19 protein-coding genes are annotated in these 22,550 nt (G+C 69.7%); 14 read left to right on the forward strand and 5 right to left on the reverse strand.

Features of this window, described 5'->3' with window-relative positions; translation table 11 throughout:
- Nucleotides 1-31: 31 nt before the first annotated feature.
- The gene (locus tag E3T61_RS04275) at nucleotides 32-1,576 is read left to right on the forward strand and encodes an APC family permease (RefSeq protein ID WP_134639661.1); all 1,545 of its coding nucleotides are present in this window, start codon (nucleotides 32-34) and stop codon (nucleotides 1,574-1,576) included.
- A gap of 3 nt (nucleotides 1,577-1,579) precedes the next feature.
- On the opposite strand, the gene E3T61_RS04280 is transcribed toward E3T61_RS04275, so the two are convergent.
- A complete protein-coding gene (locus tag E3T61_RS04280; protein ID WP_166793139.1) occupies nucleotides 1,580-2,329 on the reverse strand; it encodes a MerR family transcriptional regulator in 750 nt (249 codons plus the stop codon).
- Nucleotides 2,316-3,596, reverse strand: a complete 1,281-nt coding sequence (locus E3T61_RS04285; protein WP_134639663.1) for an MFS transporter — start codon at nucleotides 3,594-3,596, stop codon at nucleotides 2,316-2,318. The genes E3T61_RS04280 and E3T61_RS04285 overlap by 14 nt, the downstream gene beginning before the upstream one ends.
- Before the next feature lie 216 nt (nucleotides 3,597-3,812).
- Here E3T61_RS04285 and E3T61_RS22250 point away from each other — a divergent pair, with 216 nt between their 5' ends.
- The 3 genes from E3T61_RS22250 (at nucleotide 3,813) to E3T61_RS04300 (ending at nucleotide 7,919) form a co-directional block, all read left to right on the forward strand.
- Complete coding sequence (locus E3T61_RS22250) at nucleotides 3,813-5,126, forward strand: glycosyltransferase 87 family protein (RefSeq protein WP_241992380.1); 1,314 nt, start codon at nucleotides 3,813-3,815, stop codon at nucleotides 5,124-5,126.
- A 49-nt stretch (nucleotides 5,127-5,175) separates the two neighbouring features.
- Nucleotides 5,176-5,787 carry a histidine phosphatase family protein gene (locus E3T61_RS04295; RefSeq protein ID WP_241992381.1) on the forward strand — a complete coding sequence of 204 codons (612 nt, stop codon included), beginning with the start codon at nucleotides 5,176-5,178 and terminating at the stop codon, nucleotides 5,785-5,787.
- Between the two features lie 641 nt (nucleotides 5,788-6,428).
- Complete coding sequence (locus E3T61_RS04300; RefSeq protein WP_166793140.1) at nucleotides 6,429-7,919, forward strand: HNH endonuclease signature motif containing protein; 1,491 nt, start codon at nucleotides 6,429-6,431, stop codon at nucleotides 7,917-7,919.
- A 133-nt stretch (nucleotides 7,920-8,052) separates the two neighbouring features.
- Here E3T61_RS04300 and E3T61_RS04305 read toward each other — a convergent pair whose 3' ends face one another.
- Nucleotides 8,053-9,204 (reverse strand): class I SAM-dependent methyltransferase, encoded by a 1,152-nt coding sequence (locus E3T61_RS04305; protein WP_134639667.1) that lies wholly within the window; start codon nucleotides 9,202-9,204, stop codon nucleotides 8,053-8,055.
- Between the two features lie 99 nt (nucleotides 9,205-9,303).
- On the opposite strand from E3T61_RS04305, the gene E3T61_RS04310 reads away from it, so the two are divergent.
- The 3 genes from E3T61_RS04310 (at nucleotide 9,304) to E3T61_RS04320 (ending at nucleotide 14,101) form a co-directional block, all read left to right on the forward strand.
- Nucleotides 9,304-12,657, forward strand: coding sequence for a DEAD/DEAH box helicase (locus E3T61_RS04310; protein WP_134639668.1), 3,354 nt, complete (start codon nucleotides 9,304-9,306; stop codon nucleotides 12,655-12,657).
- Between the two features lie 5 nt (nucleotides 12,658-12,662).
- Nucleotides 12,663-13,511: a DUF1206 domain-containing protein gene (locus E3T61_RS04315; protein ID WP_134639669.1), complete on the forward strand. Its 849-nt coding sequence runs from the start codon at nucleotides 12,663-12,665 to the stop codon at nucleotides 13,509-13,511.
- An 89-nt stretch (nucleotides 13,512-13,600) separates the two neighbouring features.
- Entirely contained in the window at nucleotides 13,601-14,101 is a 501-nt protein-coding gene (locus E3T61_RS04320) for a glutathione peroxidase (RefSeq protein ID WP_134639871.1), read from the forward strand.
- On the opposite strand, the gene E3T61_RS04325 is transcribed toward E3T61_RS04320, so the two are convergent.
- On the reverse strand, nucleotides 14,098-15,633 hold the full coding sequence (locus tag E3T61_RS04325) for a carboxylesterase/lipase family protein (protein WP_166793141.1): 1,536 nt from the start codon (nucleotides 15,631-15,633) through the stop codon (nucleotides 14,098-14,100). The two genes, E3T61_RS04320 and E3T61_RS04325, sit on opposite strands and share 4 nt — an antisense overlap.
- Nucleotides 15,634-15,769: 136 nt before the next feature.
- Here E3T61_RS04325 and E3T61_RS04330 point away from each other — a divergent pair, with 136 nt between their 5' ends.
- From E3T61_RS04330 to E3T61_RS04360, 7 genes are all read left to right on the forward strand, one after another.
- A complete protein-coding gene (locus tag E3T61_RS04330) occupies nucleotides 15,770-16,333 on the forward strand; it encodes a dihydrofolate reductase family protein (RefSeq protein WP_134639671.1) in 564 nt (187 codons plus the stop codon).
- A complete protein-coding gene (locus tag E3T61_RS04335; protein WP_134639672.1) occupies nucleotides 16,330-17,250 on the forward strand; it encodes a carbohydrate kinase family protein in 921 nt (306 codons plus the stop codon). The genes E3T61_RS04330 and E3T61_RS04335 overlap by 4 nt, the downstream gene beginning before the upstream one ends.
- Before the next feature lie 120 nt (nucleotides 17,251-17,370).
- Nucleotides 17,371-18,330 (forward strand): hypothetical protein, encoded by a 960-nt coding sequence (locus tag E3T61_RS04340; protein WP_134639673.1) that lies wholly within the window; start codon nucleotides 17,371-17,373, stop codon nucleotides 18,328-18,330.
- A gap of 84 nt (nucleotides 18,331-18,414) precedes the next feature.
- Entirely contained in the window at nucleotides 18,415-19,386 is a 972-nt protein-coding gene (locus E3T61_RS04345; protein WP_134639674.1) for an aldo/keto reductase, read from the forward strand.
- The gene (locus E3T61_RS04350; protein WP_241992382.1) at nucleotides 19,383-20,384 is read left to right on the forward strand and encodes an NAD-dependent epimerase/dehydratase family protein; all 1,002 of its coding nucleotides are present in this window, start codon (nucleotides 19,383-19,385) and stop codon (nucleotides 20,382-20,384) included. Before E3T61_RS04345 ends, E3T61_RS04350 begins: the two co-directional genes overlap by 4 nt.
- Nucleotides 20,385-20,404: 20 nt before the next feature.
- On the forward strand, nucleotides 20,405-21,274 hold the full coding sequence (locus E3T61_RS04355) for an aldo/keto reductase (RefSeq protein WP_134639675.1): 870 nt from the start codon (nucleotides 20,405-20,407) through the stop codon (nucleotides 21,272-21,274).
- Nucleotides 21,271-21,573: a putative quinol monooxygenase gene (locus E3T61_RS04360; RefSeq protein WP_134639676.1), complete on the forward strand. Its 303-nt coding sequence runs from the start codon at nucleotides 21,271-21,273 to the stop codon at nucleotides 21,571-21,573. The genes E3T61_RS04355 and E3T61_RS04360 overlap by 4 nt, the downstream gene beginning before the upstream one ends.
- Before the next feature lie 20 nt (nucleotides 21,574-21,593).
- Here the strand turns inward: E3T61_RS04360 and E3T61_RS04365 are convergent, their stop codons facing one another.
- Nucleotides 21,594-22,535, reverse strand: a complete 942-nt coding sequence (locus E3T61_RS04365) for a LysR family transcriptional regulator (protein ID WP_134639677.1) — start codon at nucleotides 22,533-22,535, stop codon at nucleotides 21,594-21,596.
- Between the last annotated feature and the right edge of the window lie 15 nt (nucleotides 22,536-22,550).

Genomic DNA, 22,550 nt, shown 5'->3' on the forward strand with positions numbered 1-22,550 from the left:
CCCGTAGCTGATCCGATCAAAGGACAGGTCCATGGCACAGTCATCCGCATCCGGCGCCACGCCGGACACCACATCGACCAGCGCGGGCGGGCTTTCCGCGAAGGGACTGAGCGCCGGATCTGTCGGTCTGCTCGGCGCCACCGTGATCGGCATCTCCTGCATCGCCCCCGCCTACACGCTCACGGCCTCGCTCGGCCCCACCGTGGCCGCAGTGGGCACCCAGATGCCCGGCATCTTCATGGTCGGGTTCATCCCGATGCTGCTCGTGGCACTCGGTTACCGCGAACTCAACAACGCCATGCCGGATGCCGGCACCTCGTTCACCTGGGCGACCCGCGCGTTCGGGCCGTGGCTGGGCTGGATGGGCGGCTGGGGTCTGATCGTTGCCACGGTGGTGGTGTTGTCCAACCTTGCCGGGGTGGCGGTGGACTTCTTCTACCTGATGCTCGCGCAGCTGTTCGCCAACCCGTCCTTGGCCGACCTGGCCGGCAATGTCTGGATCAACATCTTCACCTGTCTGGTCTTCATGGTTCTCGCCTGTTACGTGTCCTACCGGGGCATGGAGGCCACCAAGATGGTGCAGTACGTGCTCGTGGCCTTCCAACTGATTGTGCTGGTCTGGTTCAGCGTTGCGGCGCTCGTGCACTTCTCCGACGGCACCGCGTTCGACGCGCTGGGCTTCAGCGCCAGCTGGTTCAACCCGTTCCTCACCCCGTCGTTCTCGGCGTTCGCCGCCGGGGTGTCGCTGTCGATCTTCATCTACTGGGGCTGGGACGTCACCCTCACCATGAACGAGGAGACCAAGGACCCTGAGCGCACACCGGGCCGGGCGGCCACCCTCACCGTCGGCATCATTTTCGTGCTGTACATCCTGGTCGCGGTCTCGGCGCTGATGTTCTCCGGTGTCGGCACCGGCGAGTTGGGCCTCGGGAACGAGGATATCCAGGGCAACGTCTTCGCCGCGTTGGCGGGGCCGGTGATGGGCCCGTTCGCGATCCTGATGTCGTTGGCCGTGCTGTCCAGTTCGGCGGCGTCGCTGCAGTCCACCTTCGTGGGACCGGCGCGCACGATGCTCTCAATGGGCCACTACCGAGCCTTCCCCAAGCGGTTCGCCTCGATCAGCCCGCGGTTCAAGTCGCCCGGCTTCGCCACCGTCGTCGCCGGCGTGGTGGCCTGGGGCTTCTACGCGGTGATGCGGGTGCTGAGCACCGACGTGCTCACCGACACCATCCTCACCCTGGGCATCATGATCTGCTTCTACTACGGCGTCACCGCGTTCGCCTGCGTCTGGTTCTTCCGCCGGGAGGTGTTCTCCAGCACCCGGGCGTTCCTGCTCAAGCTGCTGGCTCCGCTCGTTGGGGGCATCATCCTCGCGGTGATCTTCGCTACCACCCTGATCGACAGCACCAACCCCGACTACGGCAGCGGCTCGGAGATCGGTGGGGTCGGCCTGGTGTTCATCCTCGCGATGGTGCTCTTCCTCACCGGCATCGTGCTGATGATCATCATGCGCAGGGTCGACCCTGCCTTCTTCCAGGGCAAGACCCTCACGAAAGGCACCTCGCGCGACCAGTAGTCCTCAGCCGAGCTTCTCGGTCAGGCGCGCCAGCACGTCGCGCTGGGCCGGGTTGAGGGTGTCGGCCTGGTAGGCGTCAAGAAGGGACGTCGCCGCCGCCTCGTCGAGGAAGGCGATGCCTGGGGCGGCGCTGAGCTCCGTGATGAGCGGAGCGAAGAAACCGATGAAATCGGTGACGAGGCCTTCGATCACCGGCGCGGCCGCATCCGCGGGCAACAGATCGAACCGGGTGGCGAGCCGGGCGGTGTCATCCTGGAGGTGGGTTTCGGAGACGCGGTCGTAGACCTCGACCAGCCGATCCATGCCCCGCTCCCCCACCAGGTGAGCGAGCAGGAGCACCTGGTCCCGGTCCATCCTGGCCATCGCCGGCGACACCCCCAACCCGGCGTACATCGCCATGGCCCTGGCCAGCTGCGGCGGGAAATCGGCGGCGCCCTCGTTCTCCCTGATCAACGTGATGAGCGCTTTCTGAGCCTGCAGCCTCACGATCTGGGCGTCGACGTCGGTCTCGAGCTGGCTGAGCATCGAGGCCTGGTCGGCCGGGTCGGCCTCGAACATGGCGGGCATCCGCTCGAGGGGGATGCCGAGCGCGGCCAGCCGCTTGATCCGCAGCAGGCGCACCAGGTCGTGCACCGAGTACTCGCGGTAGCCGTTGGGACTGCGTTCGGGCTCCGGAAGCACGCCGACCTGATGGTAATGACGCAGGGCGCGCACGCTCACCTGGGCGAGCGAGGCGAGGTCACGGCTCTTCAACGACCAGGGTCCCTTCCTTCTCGGCAGCGGGTGCAGGTGCGGGTGCGGTTGTCTCCAGGCTACGCAGCGCGGGCTCTATCAGGGCCGCGCACGCCGCAAGCAGCCACACGGCGGCCACGCCGATACCGGCCGCGCGCAGGCCGAACTGTTCGCCGGCCAGGGCCACAGTCACCATGCCGATCGGGGCAGCGATCATCATCAGGGAGTTCTGGGTGCCCATGATCCTCCCCCGCATCTGCTCGGGGATGCCCTCGAGCATCAGCACCCCGATCAGGCTGGAGAACAGCCCAGACGACAGCCCGAACAGGAACGCGCCGCCGAAGAGCACCGGCAGCACCGGCAACACGGCGACGACGCCGATGCCGGCCACCGTGCCGACCAGCCCCACGACGAACCAGCCGCGGCGCCTGCCCCTGGCGCCGAAGACGGCGTAGAGGCCGCCGCCCACGATGGTGCCCGCGGCGATCGCCGTGAGCACGAAGCCGAGTAGCCCCGGCTGGTTGATGAAGGCGAAGTGCGCGGGTAGCAGCATGCCTTGCAGCGCGGTCAGCACGGCGACCATCGCCAGGCTGAGCAGCGTGACCGCCCGCAGGGCGCGGTTGCTCTGGAACAGCACCCGCCAGCCGGCCAGCAGCTGTGCCCAGACCGACAGTCCGGCGGGGGCAACCTGCTCGCCCCGCTGCGGGGCCGGCAGGTGCGCGCCGACGCTGCGCGGAATGAGCAGCGTCAGCAGTGCGGCGGCCAGGGAGGTGGCGGCGGTGATCCAGAGCACCGTCGACCCCTCGAAGAGCACCATCAGGGTGCCGGCGGCGGCAGGCCCGATGATGATCACCAGGGCGGCCAGGCTCTCGCGGAGGCCGATGAGCCTTTCGGCAGTGAGGGTGGAGTGGCGCATGATCGCCGGGAGCATCGCCTCCCTGGCGGTCATACCGGGCACGTCGCCGAACGCCCCGAGTATGCCGAACAGGATGAACCAGCCCAGGTCGAGCCCGGTGATCAGGTCCACGATCGGCAGGGCGGCGATGGATGCTGCCGAGATCAGGTCGGCCACCACCGAGGAGGTGCGCCGGTTCACCCTGTCGATCACGACACCGGCGAACAGGCCGGCCAGGAACGCCGGAAGAGCGGTCGCGGCCACCAGGATGCCCGTGGACAGCAGACTGCCGGTGAGCTGGAGCACGATCAGGGGGAACACGACGGCGGCGATCGAGTTGCCCAGCAGGGACAGGGTGTATGACGCGAGGTACAGCACGGGAATGGGTCTCATGGTGCCAGTCAAAACTATGACGCTACGACGGGGTCAAGCCCGGCTCCCACCGGCATCCACACCCGCCCCCTGAACGCACTCTCAGGCGCCGGCGCCCCGCGGACAGCTCCTGGTTGTTTGCCTTTCACCTTGGATTCGTACACTCCCCAGTGATCCGCCACTTGCGGGTGCGCTCCGGGCTCCACAAATCTGTGTCTGTCGAAAGTGATGTGTGCGATGTCGTATTTCGTCGAGCTGGTCGATCACCGCCTGACCAGGCTGCTCACCCCCGCCAGACGGGACTGGCTGCGAAGCCCCCGCACGCTGCTGCTGGGCTTCCTTGGTTTGCATGTGCTCTTCCTGTTCGCGCTGCTGCCCACCATCCTCACCGGCAGGGTGCTGGGCGACCTGCCGCTCTATCGGGTCTGGGCCGAGCAGGCCCTGGTGAACAACGTGTGGCAGGGCATCGACGTTGAGTGGGTCTACCCCATCGGCGCGATCGTGCCGATCGTGTTGGCGGATGCCGCCGGGCCGCTGCTCTACCAACTGCTCTGGTTCGTGCTGACCATGGCGCTGAACGGCGCAGCCATCGGCATCCTCACCGATTGGGGTCGCGATCGGGCCGGCTACCGGGCGGCCTGGTTCTGGTTGGCCTTCAGCCTGGTGCTCAGCCCGGTGGGGCTGCTGCGCCTCGAGGGGCTCAGCGCCCCGTTGGTGATCATGGGGCTGGTGCTCGTGGCCCGCCGACCCGTCGTGGCCGCTGCCCTGTTGACCGCGGCGACCTGGATCAAGGTCTGGCCGGCTGCGGTGATGCTCGCCGTCGTGGCGGCCAGTCGCCGCCGGGTGAGCGTGCTGATCACCGGCGGGCTGATCACGGCCGGCATCGCCGCCGCCGTCTGGGCCGCGGGCGGCTTGCGCTTTCTCACCGGCTTCGTCACCATGCAGTCCGACCGGGCCCTGCAGCTCGAGGCGCCCGTGACGACCCCGTGGGTGTGGCTGGCCGCGATGGGCCAGTACGGCACCACGATCTACCAGAACCACGCCATCGCCACCCGCGAAGTGAGCGGGCCGGGCTCCGCGTTCGCGGCCGCCGCGATGACGCCGCTGATGTTCCTGGTCATCGCGGGCATCTTCGTGCTGCTCCTGGTGGCGCTGCGGCGCAGCCGTGACAACGCCAGGCTGGTGCTGATGGGGGCGTTGGCGCTGGTCACCACGTTTGTGGTGCTCAACAAGGTGGGTTCCCCGCAGTACATGCTGTGGATCGCTCCTGTGGTGGCCGTCGGCGTGGCCAACGACTGGACGCACTGGCGGGCTCCGGCCTACCTCAGCCTGGTGATCGGCGGGTTGACCACGCTGATCTTCCCGATCTTCTACCTCCCGCTGGTGCACGGGGATGCCGGTGCGATCCTGCTGCTCACGCTGCGGAATGCTCTGCTCCTGGTGCTACTCGGCTGGTCGGTGCTGGCCCTCTGGCGGGCGGCGTTCGCGGGCTCGCCGGCATCCGCTTTCGGGCGTCAGCGCGCCGGTTCGCGGGGCCTGGCGGCCCACTGACGGCACCCGTTTGCGGGGCGGACCGGAAAGCACACGGCAGAATGGGGAGGTGACTGCTACAACGACCTTCGCCCTCGTCCGCCACGGCCAGACCGACTGGAACGCCGCCGGGCGCATCCAGGGGGCCACCGATGTGCCCCTGAACGACGTGGGTCGCGGCCAGGCCACCGAGGCCGCGGCGCCGCTCTCGCGGTTCGAATGGGACTTCGTCGTGGCGTCCCCGCTCTCCCGGGCTGCCGAGACGGCCGACATCATTGCAGCGGACCTCGGCCTTGAGGTCACCCGCCATCTGCCCGGTCTGGTCGAGCGCAACTACGGACCGGCCGAGGGGCTCTCTGCCGGACCGAAGCTCGACGCGCTGCGGGTCGAGGGCAGCTACGGCAACTTCCGCGGCGCCGAGCCCGAGCTCAGCGTGTCCAACCGCGGCCTGGGCGCACTGCGCCTGCTCGCCGAGGACTACCCGGGCGCCCGCATCATCGTCGTGTGCCACGGCACCCTCATCCGCCTCAGCCTGATGGCCGCCCTGGAGCGAGAGATCCCGCCCATTCTGAACGCTGCGATGTCGGTGGTGCAGTTCAGCCCCGAGGCCGGCTGGACCGCCTCGGTCATCAACAACGAGCTCCTCGAGGACGACGCCCTGGACGCGGTCGCCGCGCTGTAGCCGCCGCGCTTGGCGCTTGGCCCTTGGCCCTTGGCCCTTGGCCCTTGGCCCTTGGTACCGTAGCCGCGATTCCGTCGGTCGAGCCATCTCATCGGCAAGCCATCTCGTCAGTCGGGCCATCTCGTTGGTCGAGCCTGTCGAGACCACGTCAGCCGACCCCTCAACTCGAAGAAATCTCTGAAATTTTCCTGTGCACAACTTGACATTTCCTCACATTTATCTCTGATTCGTGAGAGAATGGGGTTATGGATGAAGAGCTACTCGGCTCCACCGCACCGACGGGAATCCCTCCCACCGGTCCGAATCCCCATGACTGGAACACCGCTCTGGCCGCTCCGGCGCCGGATGTCACTGGCCTGGGCGCCACTAGCCCGGGTGCAACTGGCCGAGCCGCCGCCAGCGTAGGCCACAGCACCGACACCGGGGTCGGTGCTGCGGACAGCTCTGGGACCGCAGTCGCCACCGGCACACAGGGTCGCGCGCGGGCCCGGGGTTCCCGCGGGACCCAGCCCGGTCAGCCGCGGAGTGGCCCGAGTCTGGGGCAGCCCGAGTGGCGGGATCCGGCCGAACTCCCCGGGGTCCAACGCGCCCACACCGGTGCGTTCGGTGACAAACTCCGGGTCCTCGAGGACGCGGCGGGGATGGTGCAGGCCGTGCTCGCGTCGATCGACCTCGACGCGCTCAGCGACGCGGAGGTGGTGGCGTTCACCCAGATGGTCGAACACGCCGGGCGTCCCGTGGACGCGGCCCGGGTCGGTGCCGCGACGGTGGTCGGCTACCGGTCCCGGGCCGGGTTGGGCCGGGACTCGATGGCCTGGCGGCTGGGCGCCTCGCACCAAAACGACCTGCTCACCCGGCTGACCCTCGCCTCACGCCAGGAGATGAAACGACGACTGGCGTTGGGCGAGAAGGTCGCCCCGAGGGTGCTCGGCGGTCAAGTGCTCGAGCCGGAGTTCCCCGCGGTCGCCGCCGCGCTCACAGCCGGCGAACTCGGGGTCGATGCAGCGGAAGCCATCGTGAAAGGGCTGACCGACTACAAGGTGCACGGCCGCTTCGACGCCGACCAGGCCGACGTCGAATCCGCCGAGATCAGCCTGGTCGAACGAGCCACCGGGTCGGTCTTCGACCGCATCCCCGGCCCTGGCGAGAGCGAGCCCGATACCGATACCGAGCCCGGCGTGGGCGGCGGTGTCCCGTCTGGGTTCACCGGGCCGATCCGCCGGCTCCGCGACTCGGACGGCTTCACCTACCCGGCCGATGACCTCCGGCCCCTGGCCGTGCGGATGCAAGCGCTGCTCAACCCCGACGGGCTCGCCCCGAACGAGACGACCCTCGAAGCCACATCCACCATCTCCTTCGGTGAGCTCGCCCGGGGCCTCCACCCCCTGCGCGGTGGCGTGACGCCGGAGTTGAAGGGGGTGATCCAGAACCTGTTCAACACCTTCCAATCGGCCCGCTCCGCACCCGCCTTCCCCTCCGCCGAGGAACAGCAGCGGATCGAGGCCGGAGAGTTGGTGCCGGGCGAAGTGATCGACGAGCGCACCGGCGGCGAAAAGCGCGCCGATATCCTCCGCGGCATCCTGGTCCAGGTCGCCCAGGACCCCCGCACCCCCACCATGGGCGGCATGCCACCCACCGTGATGGTGCACGTGAACGCGACCGACCTACTCGCACAGGCCGGGGTGGGCTGGATCGACGGCATTGACGGGCCGATCTCGATGAGAACCATCAACCAGATGATCGACAACGGCGGCTTCCAACCCATCTTCTTCGGCGGCACCGGCGCGGTCCTCGGCCTGGGCAACAAGGCCCGCTGCTTCAGCCCGATGCAACGCAAACTGATCACCGCCCGAGACGGCAGCTGCATCATCCCGGGATGCGACTGCCCACCCCAATGGACCGAAGTCCACCACGTCATCCCCTGGCAAACCGGTGGCACAACCGACGTGGGCAACGGGGTCCTGCTCTGCTGGTACCACCACCACACCATCAACACCGCCGGATGGAAAATCCGCATGGTCAACGGGCTACCCCAGGTGAAAGCACCACACTGGATCGACCCGACCGGACGATGGCGCACCCCCGAGAAACACCGGGCCCACGACCCCCAAACCCGCCGGCAAGACGAGTAGACCCACCGGCACGACGAGTAGACCCGCCATGCAGACACCCAGCCACGCCGCGCGAGCGCGTTACCCCGTCGGGATGCATTACCCCGCGAAAACGCATTACCCCGCGAGGACGCGTTACCCCGCAAAACCAGGGCTAGCGGCGGGTGGACACCGTCACGGTGAACTTGGTGTTCCGGCCCACCTGGTGGGTCGGGCCGACAATACGGGTGAGCGCCGGACGGTAGCCGAGGTGGGTGTTCCACACCGCCCACAGCTCGCCACCGGGACGCAGAACCCTGGCCGCATCCTCGAAGAGTTTCAGGGCGATGCCGGCATGCACCGAGGATCCGATGTGGAACGGCGGGTTCAGCATGATCAGTTCAGCGGAGGCGTCCGGCTGTGCGCTCAGGGCGTCGTCGCGGAGGACCTGCACCCGGTCCGCCACGCCGTTGGCCGTCATGGTGGCCGCGGCCGATGCGACGGCCGCGGCGGATTGGTCCGTCGCCAGCAGCTGCAGACCCGGGCGGCGCCGGGCCAGGGCGGCGGCGAGGACGCCGGTCCCGCAACCCAGGTCGATCGCGGTGGTGGCATCGGGCTTCATCCGGCCCTGGAACTCGAGCAGGTAGCGGGTGCCGATGTCGATGGTGGTGCCGGCGAAGGCGGCGCCGTGGGCGCAGACCGTGAGGCCCAGGTCGGCGTGCTCGACTGCGCGCGGCCAGGACGAGCCACCAGAGACTTTCGGCTGCGTGGCGATCAGGACCCGCGACTTCTGGCGCGCCGGAGTCACGTTCAGGTCACCGAAGTGCCGGAGCAGCACCGCGTTCATGGCCACGCTCATGTGCTTGACCCGGCCGCCGGCGACCACGGTCACGTCGCCAGCGGCGAAGCGGGCGATGGCGCCGGCCAATTCGTCGAGCGCGGCCAGGCTGCGCGGCAGCTGCATGAGCACCAGGCGGGCCCCGGCGAACAGCTCGGCGCCGAGCGGCAGGTGCCGGTACGCCCCGGTGAGACCGGCCAACCCGGCGACCGTGCCCTCAAGATCGGCCGCGTTGTGATCGAGGGCACGCTCGCCGGAGAGCGCATCCTGATTGACGCGAACATCCGGCCGACCGCTCAGCAGCGCCGCCGCCGCGAGCGTCAGGGCGCCGTAGTGGTCTTCGAGCACCACGACCTCGCCCGGACCGGCCTCGGCCAGCCAGACCGCAGCCTCATCCAGGATCAACCGGTCGCTCGCGTCGACCGCGAAGAGATTGGTCGCCTCGACGTCGGGCCAACGGCGCAGACGCTCGAACGGAAACTCAGACATCCGCTCAGAATAGCCGCCCAGCGTATCGGCTCAGGGAGGCCGGCGTGACGTGGGACAATAAGAGACCCCTTCACCCAACCGTCTCGGACACCGCACCTCATGGCCCACAACCTCAGCGATCTGCAGATCGCGCGCCTCGTCGGGCCACAGGCGTATTCGCGCGGGGTGCGGTACGCCAAGGAGGGCCGGGTCGAGGACCAGGTCTGGCAGCTGGGCGGCAGCCGCCTGCTCGGCACCGTCGGCGGCACCCAGGCCCGGCCCTACGACGTCATCGTGACCTTCCAGCAGGATTCCAACGGCACCGTGGTGCGCGCATCCGGCACCTGCAGCTGCCCGATGGGACTGAATTGCAAGCACGTCGTCGCCCTGCTGCTGGCCAGCCGGTCCACGGCTGCCGACCTCGCCCGCTCGACGCGTTCGGCGGATTCACAGCGATCCCGCACGGCTGCACCCGCCACCTGGCAGAGCGCACTCGCTCCGCTCACCCGGGCGCCGGAAGCCGAACCCACCACGGGCACCGCCCTCGCCCTGCAGTTCGAGTTGCTTCCGCCGCCGCGGGCCGCACGCCTGCCCACCCCCGCTGTGTCGCTCGCCCGCCTGGGCGTGCGCCCGATGGTGCGCGGCAAGAAGGGCAAGTGGATCAGGGGCAACCTCACCTGGGACAACCTCTCCTACTCCCGCGGCATGCTCAACCGCGCCCAGCTGCGAGTGCTCTCGGCGATCTTCGAGCTCTACTCCTCCGGCCAGCGCTACCACGTGACCACGGACCCGTGGCTGCACCTGGACGGCTTCGCCAACCGCGCCCTCTGGGGCCTGCTCGGCGAGGCCCGCGAGGCCGGCATCCCGTTCATCAGCACCACCCCGGGCCAGGACCCGGTGACGGTCCTGGACGAACCCGCCGACCTGTCCCTCGACATCCGCCGCGATCACGGCGGCCTCACCCTCTCCCCCATCGTCTCCCTCGACGGCCGGGTGCTCGACCGCAGCGCCCTGGGCTACATCGGCGACCCTGCGCACGGCCTGTTCACCTGGACGACCAGCAGCACCGACGTGCGCCTCACCCTCGCCCCGCTCGCCCGCCAGCTCGGCCGTGACCTGCGGGTCCTCGCCTCCGCGCACACCCCGATCACGGTTCCGCCCGACGAGGAGAATGTCTTCCTCGCCGACTTCTACCCGTTCCTGCGCGGCCAGCTCTCGCTGATCAGCACCGACGAGTCGTTCGAGCTGCCCGACACCGCCCGGCCGGTCCTGGCCCTCTCGATCAGCGCGCAGGCGGATGCCCGCATCAACCTGCACTGGGACTGGCAGTACACCGGCGGCGCCGGCAGCACCGGCGAACCCGCCATCGCACCACTGCGCGGCCCGGCCACCGAGGACGCTCCGGCCGGCTACCGGGACACGGCCGACGAGGCGCGCATCCTGCAGGTCGTGAGCGGCATAATCGCTGGATTCCCCGCGCACCAGCCGGCGCTGTTCGCCGCTGAGCTCACCGGGTCCGCCAGCGTGGCCGATTCCCCGGGCATTCTGCGCGCGGACGCGACGCTCGACGGCGCCCGCATGATCGAGTTCCTGTCGAACGTGCTGCCGGTACTCGAGGCGGAGGACGACCTGCTGGTGCAGTTCGTTGGTGATGCCCCGGAGTACCGCGAGGCCGCCGAGCCGCCCACCCTCACCTTCGCGACCTCGGCACGGGCCGAGAGCCGGGACTGGTTCGACCTCTCGGTGCGAGTCACCGTCGACGGCGAGGATGTGCCGTTCGACGAGGTCTTCCGCGCCCTGGCCACCGGCCAGGAACTGATGATCCTTCCGGACGGCACCTACTTCAGCCTGGACCGGCCCGAACTGCAGCAGCTCCGCCACCTGATCGAGGAGGCCCGCGGTCTGCAGGACTCTCCGAACGATTCGCTGCGCATCAACCGGGCCCAGTCCGACCTCTGGGAAGAATTGCAGGATCTCGGCAGCGCCGAAGCCGAGGCCGCGGCCTGGCGCGTCACCCTCGCCGGCCTGGCCGATGGTGCCGAGATCGCCCACCGGGAGCTGCCCGCCGGCGTGCAGGCATCGCTCCGGCCGTACCAGCAGACCGGGTTCGACTGGCTGGGTTTCCTCTACGACACCGGCCTCGGCGGCGTCCTCGCCGACGACATGGGGCTCGGCAAGACCCTGCAGGCCATCGCCCTCATCGTCGACGCCCGTGCCCGGCAGACCGAGCGCCGGCCGTTCCTGGTCGTGGCCCCCACCAGCGTGGTGCACAACTGGGCCACCGAATGCGCCAGGTTCGCCCCCGACCTCTCGGTCGCCGCCATCACCGAGACCACCGCCAAGCGCGGCGCCTCGCTCACCGAGGCCGTGACAACGGCGGATGTCGTGATCACCTCGTACACCCTGTTCCGCCTGGACTTCGACGAGTACGACGCCGTCAGCTGGGCCGGGCTGCTGCTCGACGAGGCGCAGTTCGTGAAGAATCACAAGTCCAGGGCGCACCAGTGCGCCAAGCGCCTGCAGGCGCCGTTCAAGCTCGCCATCACCGGCACCCCGCTGGAGAACAACCTGATGGAACTGTGGTCGTTGCTCTCGATCACCGCTCCGGGCCTGTTCCCCAGCGCCGCCCGCTTCTCCGACTACTACCAGCGCCCCATCGAGACCCAGGCCGACGGTGACAGGCTCGGCCAGCTGCGCCGCCGCATCCGCCCATTCATGCTGCGCCGCACCAAGGACCAGGTGGCCAGCGACCTGCCCGCCAAGCAGGAGCAGGTGCTCGAACTCGAGCTGCACCCCCGGCACCGCCGGGTGTACCAGATGCACCTGCAGCGGGAGCGCCAGAAGGTGCTCGGCCTGCTCGGCGACCTCAACCAGAACCGGTTCGAGATCTTCAGGTCCATCACCATGCTGCGCCAGCTCAGCCTGGATGCCAGCCTGTACGACGACAAGTACGCCGACATCCCCTCGAGCAAGCTGGATGTGCTCATGGAGCTGCTCGATGACGTCGTCGCCGAGGGCCACCGCACCCTGATCTTCAGCCAGTTCACCGGCTATCTCGCCAAGGTGCGCGCCCGCCTCGACGGCGCCGGCGTGAGCTACTCCTATCTCGACGGCCGCACCCGCAACCGGGCGGCGGCGATCGACGGGTTCAAGAACGGTGACACCTCGGTGTTCCTGATCAGCCTGAAGGCCGGCGGGTTCGGCCTCAACCTCACCGAGGCCGACTACTGCATCCTGCTCGACCCCTGGTGGAACCCGGCGGCCGAGGCCCAGGCCGTTGACCGGGCCCACCGGATCGGGCAAACCAAGAACGTGATGGTCTACCGCCTGGTGGCCACCGACACCATCGAAGAGAAGGTGATGGCCCTCAAGGCCGTCAAGGCCAAACTCTTCGACAGCGTCATGACCGATGGCGCGACCCGCGGAACCGGCCAGGGGCTCACCGCCTCCGACATCCGCGAACTGCTCGAGTAGCCCGGGTGACCGACCTTCCCGCAGACCCGGTGGCCGACCGGGTCGTCGAGGCGCGTGAGCGCATGAAGCAGGCCGCCCAGCGCGCCCACCGCAACCGGTCGGTGCGGGCGTCCGCCCGGATCGGGCTGCTCGCCAACGGCCTGGTGCACGCCCTGATCGGCGGCATCGGGCTGCGCATCGCGAACGGCCAGCCGGGCGAGGCCGATCAGCTCGGCGCACTGAGTGCCATCGCCAACGGCCCCGGCGGTCTCGCCGTGCTCTGGCTGTCCACGGTGTCGCTCTGGGGCCTGGCGCTCTGGCAGGGCACCAACGCCGCGTTCAGCGTGGCGCCGAATCGGCGCATCCTGGTGTTCCGCCGCTGCCTCAATGTGGGCAAGGCCCTCGGCTTCGCGCTGCTCGGCCTGGTCACCTTCGCGGTGGCGCTGGGTGCCCGCTCCGGCGGACCTGAGGTTGTGCGCGAGGCCGATGCCGCGATCGTGGAGAGCCCGGTGGGCCTGTTCCTCCTGCTGGCCATCGGCACCACGGTGGGCATCATCGGCGGTGGTCTTCTCTGGCGTGGTCTGCGCCGCAACTTCCGCGAGGAGCTGCGCTACCTCTGGGGTCCCACCAAGGTCGTGGTGCTCACCCTCGGCGTCTTCGGCCACGTGGCCAAGGGCATCGCCTTCCTGGTCACGGGTTCGCTGCTGGTCGCCGCGGCCGTGTTCGCCGACTCACGCTGGGTGGGCGGCCTCGACGCCGGGCTGCGCTACCTGCTCACGCTGCAATCCGGCCCGGTGCTGCTGAACGTGGTGGCCGCCGGCCTCATCGCCTTCGGCCTCTACCTGGTGGCCCGGGCGGCGTTCCTGCGGCACTGACGGGTCGCGGTCAGGCTGGGAGTTGGATGCGGACCGAGCCATCTGCTTCAATTTCGAAGTACTCTGTGGGTATGAACAACTCTGTGGGCATGAACATTCGCGAGATCCCGCTCACCGCCGCCGACGGCTCCACCACGTCGCTGGCCGCGTACGCCGACAAGGTGGTGCTCGTTGTCAACGTGGCCTCCCGCTGCGGCCTCACCCCGCAGTACGAGACCCTCGAGCAGTTGCAGCGCACCTACGCCGAGCAGGGCTTCACGGTGCTCGGCTTCCCGTGCAACCAGTTCGCCCTCGGCGAGACCGGCAGCGCCGAGAAGATCAGCGAGTTCTGCTCCACCACCTACGGCGTCACCTTCCCGCTGATGGAGAAGACGAAGGTGAACGGCGGCTCGCAGCATCCGCTCTACGCCGAGCTCACCCAGACGCCGGATGGCGCGGGCAAGGCCGGCAAGGTGAAGTGGAACTTCGAGAAGTTCGTGATCTCACCCTCCGGTGCGGTCTCCCGCTTCCGCCCGACCACGCTCCCCGACTCCCCCGAGGTCATCGCGGCGATCGAGTCCGGCCTGGCCGAGCTGCACCCCGCGTCCTAGCGGGTGGCGGGTTCGGCCGCGACAGCGATGCGGGCGCCGGCGTAGGTGCCGGCCACCGTGGTGATCTCGGTCGTGCCGGCCGGTTCGCTCTGGTAGCGGATGACCGGCTGGACGTCGACGGGCGCGCCGGCGGCCCAGGCCGGCCAGGCCGGCTCTCCGCCGGCGATGAAGGCCACCGCGTTGCCGTGCACCTCGTCGGCCAGCCGCTGCGACGGCGCGGGGCCGGCCAACACCTGAACCCGCGGCGCGTCCAGCGCGTCGAAGAAGAACGGCAGGTCGAGGCAGTGCAGCGCCCCGCCGAGGGTGGGCGAGCGCCACGCGAACGCCCAGAGCCAGGTGAGCGCGGCAACCCGCTTGGCCGCGAACGCGCTCCTGGCCTCGGCGACCTGGAGCATCACGCCGCGGATGGCGCGGTCTGAGGCGAACTGGCCGAGCAGATCCGCGGTGCCGAGTTGGTCGTGCGCCGAGGCATAGACGCGCGCGGCCGGGGCGGCGACGCCCAGCCGGACCAGCATCTCGGCGGCGTCTTCGCCGGCGAGCTCGTCGGTGAGGTCGTTCATGGCGAAGTTGAATTCGTGGTCGGTGCTGCCGAGCATCAACGGTTTGTCGGCGCCGAGACCCGCCAGAACGGCGTCGAGAGTGGCCAGCGGGATCAGGTCGCCGTCGACGACGGGGCCGAACGGCAGCCCGCCCACGAGGGTGTTCGCGATCTCGCCCAGCGGCCCGGCGGGGCTGTCGGCAGGCAAGGCCGTGGCCCGCGGCTGCTCGGCGAGGATCTGTTCCTCGGTGAGCGCACCGAGGCCGGCGCGAGTGGGCGCCACCCCGGCCAGCCCGGCGAGGCGGCGACCGGTCTGCTCGGCCTGGGCCGGTGTGAGGTGGGTGGCCACCCCGGAGATCACGATGGCCCGCGCGAACAACGGGTGTGCGCGCGGCATCGACAGCAGGGTGAGCACGGCACCGCCGCCGGCGGATTGCCCGGCGATGGTCACCCGGGCCGGGTCGCCGCCGAACCGGCGGATGTTGTCCCGCACCCACTCGAGCGCCAGCAGCCAGTCGAGCACCCCGCGGTTCAGCGGCGCATCCTCGATCCAGCCGAAACCGTCGAAGCCCAGCCGGTATGACACGTTCACGGTGACCACACCGTTCCGGGTGAAGCCGGCGCCGTCGTACCAGGGGCTGGCGGCCGACCCGGACGTGTAACCGCCGCCGTGGATGTAGACCAGCACGGGCAGGCCCTGCCCGGCTGGCACCTCCACGGGATCGGGCGTGAACACGCTCAGGTTCAGCGTCGAGTCGCCGGGGAAGCTGGGCTCGGGCACCAGGGTGGTGTCGCCGCCGTCGATGCGCTGCGGGGTGGCGCCGGGGCTACCGGCATCCAGCACACCGTCCCAGGCCGGATGCGGCACGGGCGCGGCTAACCGCAACTCGCCCACCGGCGGGGCTGCGTAGGGAATGCCGAGGAAGGCCGCGGAGCCGGATCGCCGACGGCCGCGGACGACCCCCGCTGTGGTGCTGACGTCGACGGTGTCCATCTGCGGCCTTTCCTGAATGGTGCGCTGCTGTGGGCTGCTGCTGCGCGGAGGCGACCAGAGTACCCGACGCCCAGGCCGGCGGATTGCACCGTCCGCCCTCTGGCTTCCACGGCGCCACTGCGAGCAGAATGGGTGCATGGCCAACCTGATCGCCACCTTCATCACCTCCCTGGACGGCTACGTCGCCGACGCGGAGGGCAAGTTCGACTGGAGCACCCCGAGCGACGAGGTGCACACCTTCGTCAACGACCTCGAGCGGTCGGTGGGCACCTACCTGTACGGCCGGCGCCTGTACGAGGTGATGGTGGCGTGGGAGACCATGCACCACGGCGACGACGACCAGCCCGCCGTGATGCGCGACTACACCGCGATCTGGCAGGCCGCAGACAAGGTCGTCTACTCCAGCACCCTGGCCGACGTGTCGAGCCGGCGCACCCGCATCGAGCGCGACTTCGACCCCGAGGCCGTGCGGGCGCTCAAGGCCTCAGCCACCGCCAACCTGTCGATCGGCGGGCCGCACCTGGCCGCGCAGGCCTTCGCGGCCGGGCTGGTCGACGAGTTGCACCTGCTGGTTTCCCCCGTCATTGTCGGCGGCGGCACCCGGTGCCTTCCGGACGGCCTGCACCTCGCTCTCGAACTGAAGGACGAGTACGCGTTCCGGAACGGCGTGGTCTACACCAGCTACACGGTTCTTCGATGACGCGCGCTCCGGGGACCCGGGCCCTCGTGATCGGGGAGGCTCTCATCGACATCGTGCGCCGCCCCGGCGCCGAGCCGGTCAGCCACGCGGGCGGCAGCCCGATGAACGTGGCTTACGGGCTGGGCCGGCTGGGCGTGCCCACCACCCTGGTCACCCAGATCGGCGCCGACCCATTCGGCGAGATCATCGCGGAGCACCTGCGCGTGGCCGGCGTCGACCTGCTGCCGGGGTCGGTCACGCCCGGTGCCACCTCGAGCGCCACCGCCATCCTGGATGCGACCGGAGCCGCCAGCTACGACTTCGACCTGCGCTGGGAGCTGCCGCAGGTGTCGCTCCCCGCCCCGTGCACCCTGATCCACACCGGATCGATCGCCGCGATCCTGCAGCCGGGCGGGCAGGCCGTGCTCCACGCGTTCACCAGCGCCCCGGCCGGCACCCTGCTCAGCTACGACCCCAATGTGCGACCGGGCATCATGGGCAACCGCGACGACGTAGTTCGGGCCGTCGAAGAACTCGCCAGAGCCGCACACGTCGTGAAGATGAGCGATGAGGATGCCGCCTGGCTCTACCCGGGGCAGAGCCTCGATGCGATCCTGCGGGACTACGTCGCGGCCGGGGTGGCGCTGGTCGCCATCACCCGGGGCGGCGACGGCGCCCTGTTGCGGACCGGCGGGGTCACGACCGAGCTGGCGGCGCATCCGGTGACCGTCGTCGACACCATCGGGGCGGGCGACTCGTTCATGTCGGGCCTGCTCTACGCGATCCTCGCCGGCGACGCCACCGAGGCGGTGCTGCAGAACGCTCTCGGTGCCGAGGACCTGGCCCGGCTGGGCCGGACCGCCCTGGCGAGCGCCGCGATCACGGTGTCGCGCGCGGGCGCCAACCCGCCCACGGTCGCGGAGCTGTTCCCGGGCTGATGCAGACGGGGTTCGGCAAGTCAATCCCCTTGAACACGGCACCCTCTTTGGCTTTACTGTGCGTACGTTGTCCCCATTGAGTGGGTCTCTGGCAACGGGTTACAGGAAGTTTGGTGCGACATGGTGGTCACAACAACCGATACGGCCGTGCAGGTCTCGGTGGAACTCACTCCCGCGGACGGCGTGGTGATCGAGGGAAATTCGCTGGGGGTCACCATCCGGATCAGGGCGCTCCGACCCGCGTCGATCGAGCACGCCGAGCTGACGCTGATCCGCAAGGTGAACTACACCTATGGTCGGGGCAACATCTACGGCGGCGTCTTCCCCGCCCGGGAACGCAGCACCGAACTGATCTCCTCGGTCACCGTGCCGGCGCCTGGCGCGATTCCGGCCGGTCAGACCCGGGTGCTGTCGGGCAGCCTGAGCATCCCCAGCGACGGCCCGGCATCGGTGCGCGGCGACCTGATCGATGTGGGCTGGTCGGTGCGCTGCGTCCTGCGGGCAGCCGGCGGGCAGATCATCAAGCGCGAACGCCTGATCGACGTGCAGTCCTGGGGCCAGACCAGCGCCACCGATATCGGCCATCCCCCCGTGGGCGAACACCTCGGCCAGGTCGCGCTGGAGTTCATCGCGCTGTCCTCCCGGGTGCTCGAACCCGGCACCCCGCTCACCGGCATCCTGCGGGTGCGCCCCCGCGAGGAAGTCACGACCAGGGGCGTGCGCGTGCAACTGGTGCGCTGCGAGGAGGTCTGGGGCGGACCCGGCCAGCTCGCCGACCCGGATGCGAGCGAGTCGGAGGGCTACCGGCATTCGGAGGCCGTGACGGCCGCCGTGACGCTCGGACCGGCCGGCCAGCTCACTCCCGGCAACGTCATCGATCTGCCCTTCACGGTCGAGACGCCCGCCGGCCTGCCCGCCCCGTCGCTGTCCATCGGCAACCTGCACGTGCGCTGGGAGATTCGGGCGATCGTCGACCTGCCTCTGCGCCTTGACCCCCGGCTGTCGCTCGACCTGCTCGCCGTCACGGCCAGCCGGCAGCCGAGCGAACCCGGGCAACGCGGGGACCTCGACACGGATTGAGAAACCGGATTGAGAAGGTGGAGTGCTGGATAGCATCCGGTTCTCCTGTTGGACAGTGGCCGCCCGGCGGAGCAGCCTGAAGGTATGGAATACACACACCTCGGTCGGTCCGGCCTCTCAGTCTCGCGCTTGTGCCTCGGGACCATGAACTTCGGGCCGGAGACCGACGAACCCACCTCGTTCTCCATCATGGACGCCGCCCGCGCGGCGGGCATCAACTTCTTCGACACCGCCAACGTCTACGGCTCCAAGCTGGGTCGCGGTGCCACCGAGAGCATCCTGGGCCGCTGGTTCGCTCAGGGCGGCGAGCGCCGCGAGGACACCGTGCTGGCCACCAAGGTCTACGGCACGATGTCCGACCGCCCCAACGACGGCAAGCTCTCGGCGCTCAACATCCGTCGCTCGCTCGACGAGAGCCTGAAGCGCCTGCAGACCGACCACATCGACCTGTTCCAGTTCCACCACGTGGACCGGGACACCCCGTGGGACGAGATCTGGCAGGCCATGGAGACCGCCGTGGCGCAGGGCAAGATCCTCTACGCCGGCAGCAGCAACTTCGCCGGCTGGCACATCGCCACCGCGCAGGCCGAGGCCCGTAAGCGGGGCTTCACCGGCCTGGTGAGCGAGCAGTCGTTGTACAACCTGCTCAAGCGGGACATCGAACGCGAGGTCATTCCGGCGGCGCAGGCCAACGGGATGGGCATCCTGCCCTGGTCGCCTCTGGAAGGCGGCCTGCTCGGCGGGGTGCTGCGCAAGGAGAGGGACGGCAGCCGCCGGGTCTCCGGGGCGAACGCCGAGAAGCTCGAGAAGAACCGGACGGCCATCGGCGCGTACGAGGACTTCGCTGCCGAACTCGGCCATGAGCCCGGCGACCTGGGCCTGGCCTGGCTGATGCACCAGAAGGCGGTGACCGCGCCCATCATCGGCCCGCGCACCATGGCGCAGCTCGAGGCCGGGCTGCGCGCCGTCGACATCACACTCGACGACGCCGCGCTGAGGCGGCTCGATGAGATCTTCCCCGGTTACAAGACCGCGCCGGAAGACTACGCCTGGTGAGCCACGCCTTGAACGTTCTTTTCATCGGCGGCAGCGGCGTGATCAGCGCGGCCGCGGCCGAGCTGGCCGTGGCCCGCGGCCACAAGCTCACGGTGCTCAACCGTGGCGAGTCGGCCCTGCGCGCGGTGCCCGACGGCGCCGAGGTGCTCACCGCGGACGTGCGGGATGCTGCCGCTCTCGGCAGCGTGCTCGGCGACCGCTCCTTCGATGTCGTCGTGGACTTCGTGGCGTTCACGCCCGAGCACGTGCGGGCCGACATCGCCCAGTTCGCCGGTCGTGCCGGCCAGTACCTGTTCATCAGCTCGGCTTCGGCGTACCAGAAGCCGCCGGCCGCGCTGCCGGTGCGGGAGTCCACGCCGCTGCACAATCCGTTCTGGCAGTACTCCCGAGACAAGATCGCCTGCGAAGACGTGCTGCTGGCGGCCTACCGCGAGCAGGGCTTCCCGGTCACGATCATCCGCCCGTCGCACACCTACGATCGCACCCAGATCGCGCTTCTGAACGGCTGGACCGATATCCACCGGATGCGCACCGGGCAGCCGGTGGTGGTGCACGGTGACGGAACCTCGCTCTGGACCCTGACCCACAGCACCGACTTCGCCAAGGCGCTGGTCGGACTGTTCGGCCGCTCCCAGGCGATTGGCGACAGCTTCACCATCACCTCGGACGAGTACCTGCCCTGGGACGCCATCTACGCCGAGTACGCCCGCGCCGCCGGGGCTCCGGCGCCCACGATCGTGCACGTGTCCAGCGACACCATGGCCGCCGCGAATCCCGAGTGGAGCGGCCCGCTGCTGGGCGACCGGTCGCACTCGGTGATCTTCGACAACACCAAGGTGAAAGCCCTCGTACCCGACTTCGTCTGCAGCACCCCGGTTGCCCTCGGCTTTCGCGAGGCGATCGCCTGGTACGACGCGCATCCGGAGCAGCAGGTCGTGGACGCGGTGTTGAACGCCACCCTCGACCGGCTCGTCAGCGCACACTCCACCCTCTCCTGACACCCCAGATTGGACACCCTATGAAGACCCGACTCATCGGCGACCGCGCCGTCAGCTCCATCGGCCTGGGCGGCATGCCCATGTCGATCGAGGGCCGGCCCGACGAAGCCCGCTCCATCGCCACCATCCACGCCGCCCTCGAGGTGGGCGTGACCCTGTTCGACACCGCGGATGCGTATCACCTTCACGCCGACGAGGTGGGGCACAACGAGTCCCTCATCGCCCGCGCCATCGCGTCCTGGGGCGGCGACACCAGCCAGGTGATCGTGGCCACCAAGGGCGGACACCTGCGACCCGGCGACGGCAGCTGGTACGTCGACGGCCGCCCCGAGTACATCAAACGGGCCGCTCTCGCGTCGCTGAAGCGGCTCGGCGGTGACGCGATCGACCTGTACCACCACCACCGGCCCGACCCGGCGGTGCCGTACGCCGACTCCATCAGCGCCATCCGGGACCTGCTCGACGAGGGCGTCATCCGCCTGGCCGGCATCTCCAACGCCAACCCCGAGCAGATCCGCGAGGCCTACGAGATCCTCGGCGGCCGGCTCGCCAGCGTGCAGAACCAGTACTCGCCCGCGTTCCGCAGCAGCCAGCCCGAGCTGGACCTCTGCACCGAACTCGGCATCGCTTTCCTGTCCTGGAGCCCGCTGGGCGGCATCAAGTCCGCCGCCGATCTGGGCACCAGGTTCGCCCCGTTCCAGCAGGTGGCGGATGCGCACGGCGTGAGCCCGCAGGTCGTCACGCTGGCCTGGCACCTGGCCGCGTCGCCCCGGGTGATCCCCATCCCCGGGGCGAGCCGGCCGGAGAGCATCCGTGATTCGGTGCGGGCAGCGGAGCTGACGTTGTCGGCGGAGGAACTGGCCGCGCTCTCCGAAACGGTGACCGTATGACGGCCATCGTGCACCTCGACCTGCGCCTCGACCCGGCCAGACTCGACATCGTCCCGGCCCTCCTCAACGAGGTGCTCGCCGCGACCCGCGCGTGGCCGGGCAACGAGGGACTCGAGGTCATCGTCGACGACGCAGACCCCGCCCATGTGATCGTCGTCGAGCGGTGGGCCACCGCCGCCGACCACGACGCGTACGCCGCCTGGCGGAACACTCCCGAGGGCGTCAGCCGGTTGGGCGAGGTGCTCGCTGCCCCTGGGGTGAAGTCCGTCTTCTCCGGGCGTATCCCGCTGGACCTCTAGGCCGTTCAGTCGCCGAGCGGTCAGGCCGCCGAGCCGAAGGCGTCTGCCGGTATGCCGGTCGCGAGCGCGTCGGAGGCAGCCTGCGCGGCGGCGACGTCCTCGAGCAGCTGCGCGAGGAACGCCGACGCGGCCGGGCTCGGCTCGTCGGCGACCGCAACGGCCACCGTCCACTCGGGCACGCTCGGCGGCAGCGGCACCGCCACCAGGTCGTCGGGGCGCTTCTGCGCGAAGCTGGTGGGCACGATCGCCACACCCAGGTTGTAGCCCACCAGTTCGAGCAGCGGATGCACGTCGTTGACCTCCATCGCCGCCCGGTACTCGAAACCAGCGGCCGCGAAGGCCCGGCGGGCGAGCATGTGCGCGCCCCAGCCGGCCTGGAAGCCGATCAGCTCCTCGGCGCGCAGGGTCTCCAGGTCGGCCTCGGCCAGGGCCGCGACCGGGTGGTCGGGGTGGCAAAGCACCACCATCTTCTGGCTGCTCAGCGGGTGCAGCCGCACCCCGGGCGGGGTGTCCCCGGTCACCACGACGAGGGCCACATCGGTGGTGCCGCTGGCCACACCCTCGATCAGTTCCACGGAGCCCAGCTGGCGCAGCCGCACCTCCACACCCTGGTTGGCGGTGCGGAAGCGGGCCAGTTCGGCGGGCAGGTCCACGGAGCCCAGGCACGGCTCGGCGCCCACGGTGAGGCGTCCGCGCATGAGGCCGCGGACCGCCGCGACAGCGTTCTGGGCCGCCGCGGCGCTGGCCAGGGTGCGCAGCGCATCCGTCAACAGGGCCTGGCCGGCGGCCGTGAGCTCGACCCGGCGGGTGCTGCGGATGAACAGCGACGTGCCCAGCTCGATCTCGAGCGCCCGAATGGAGGCGGACAGACCCGACTGCGAGATGTGCAGCAGCTCGGCCGCCCGGGTGAAGTGCCGCTCGTCGGCGACGGTCACAAAATGCTCAAGCTGGCGCAGTTCCATTCAGCAAGCGTACAA

This window comes from Cryobacterium lactosi (assembly GCF_004403945.1).
Classification (GTDB): Bacteria; Actinomycetota; Actinomycetes; order Actinomycetales; family Microbacteriaceae; genus Cryobacterium; species Cryobacterium lactosi.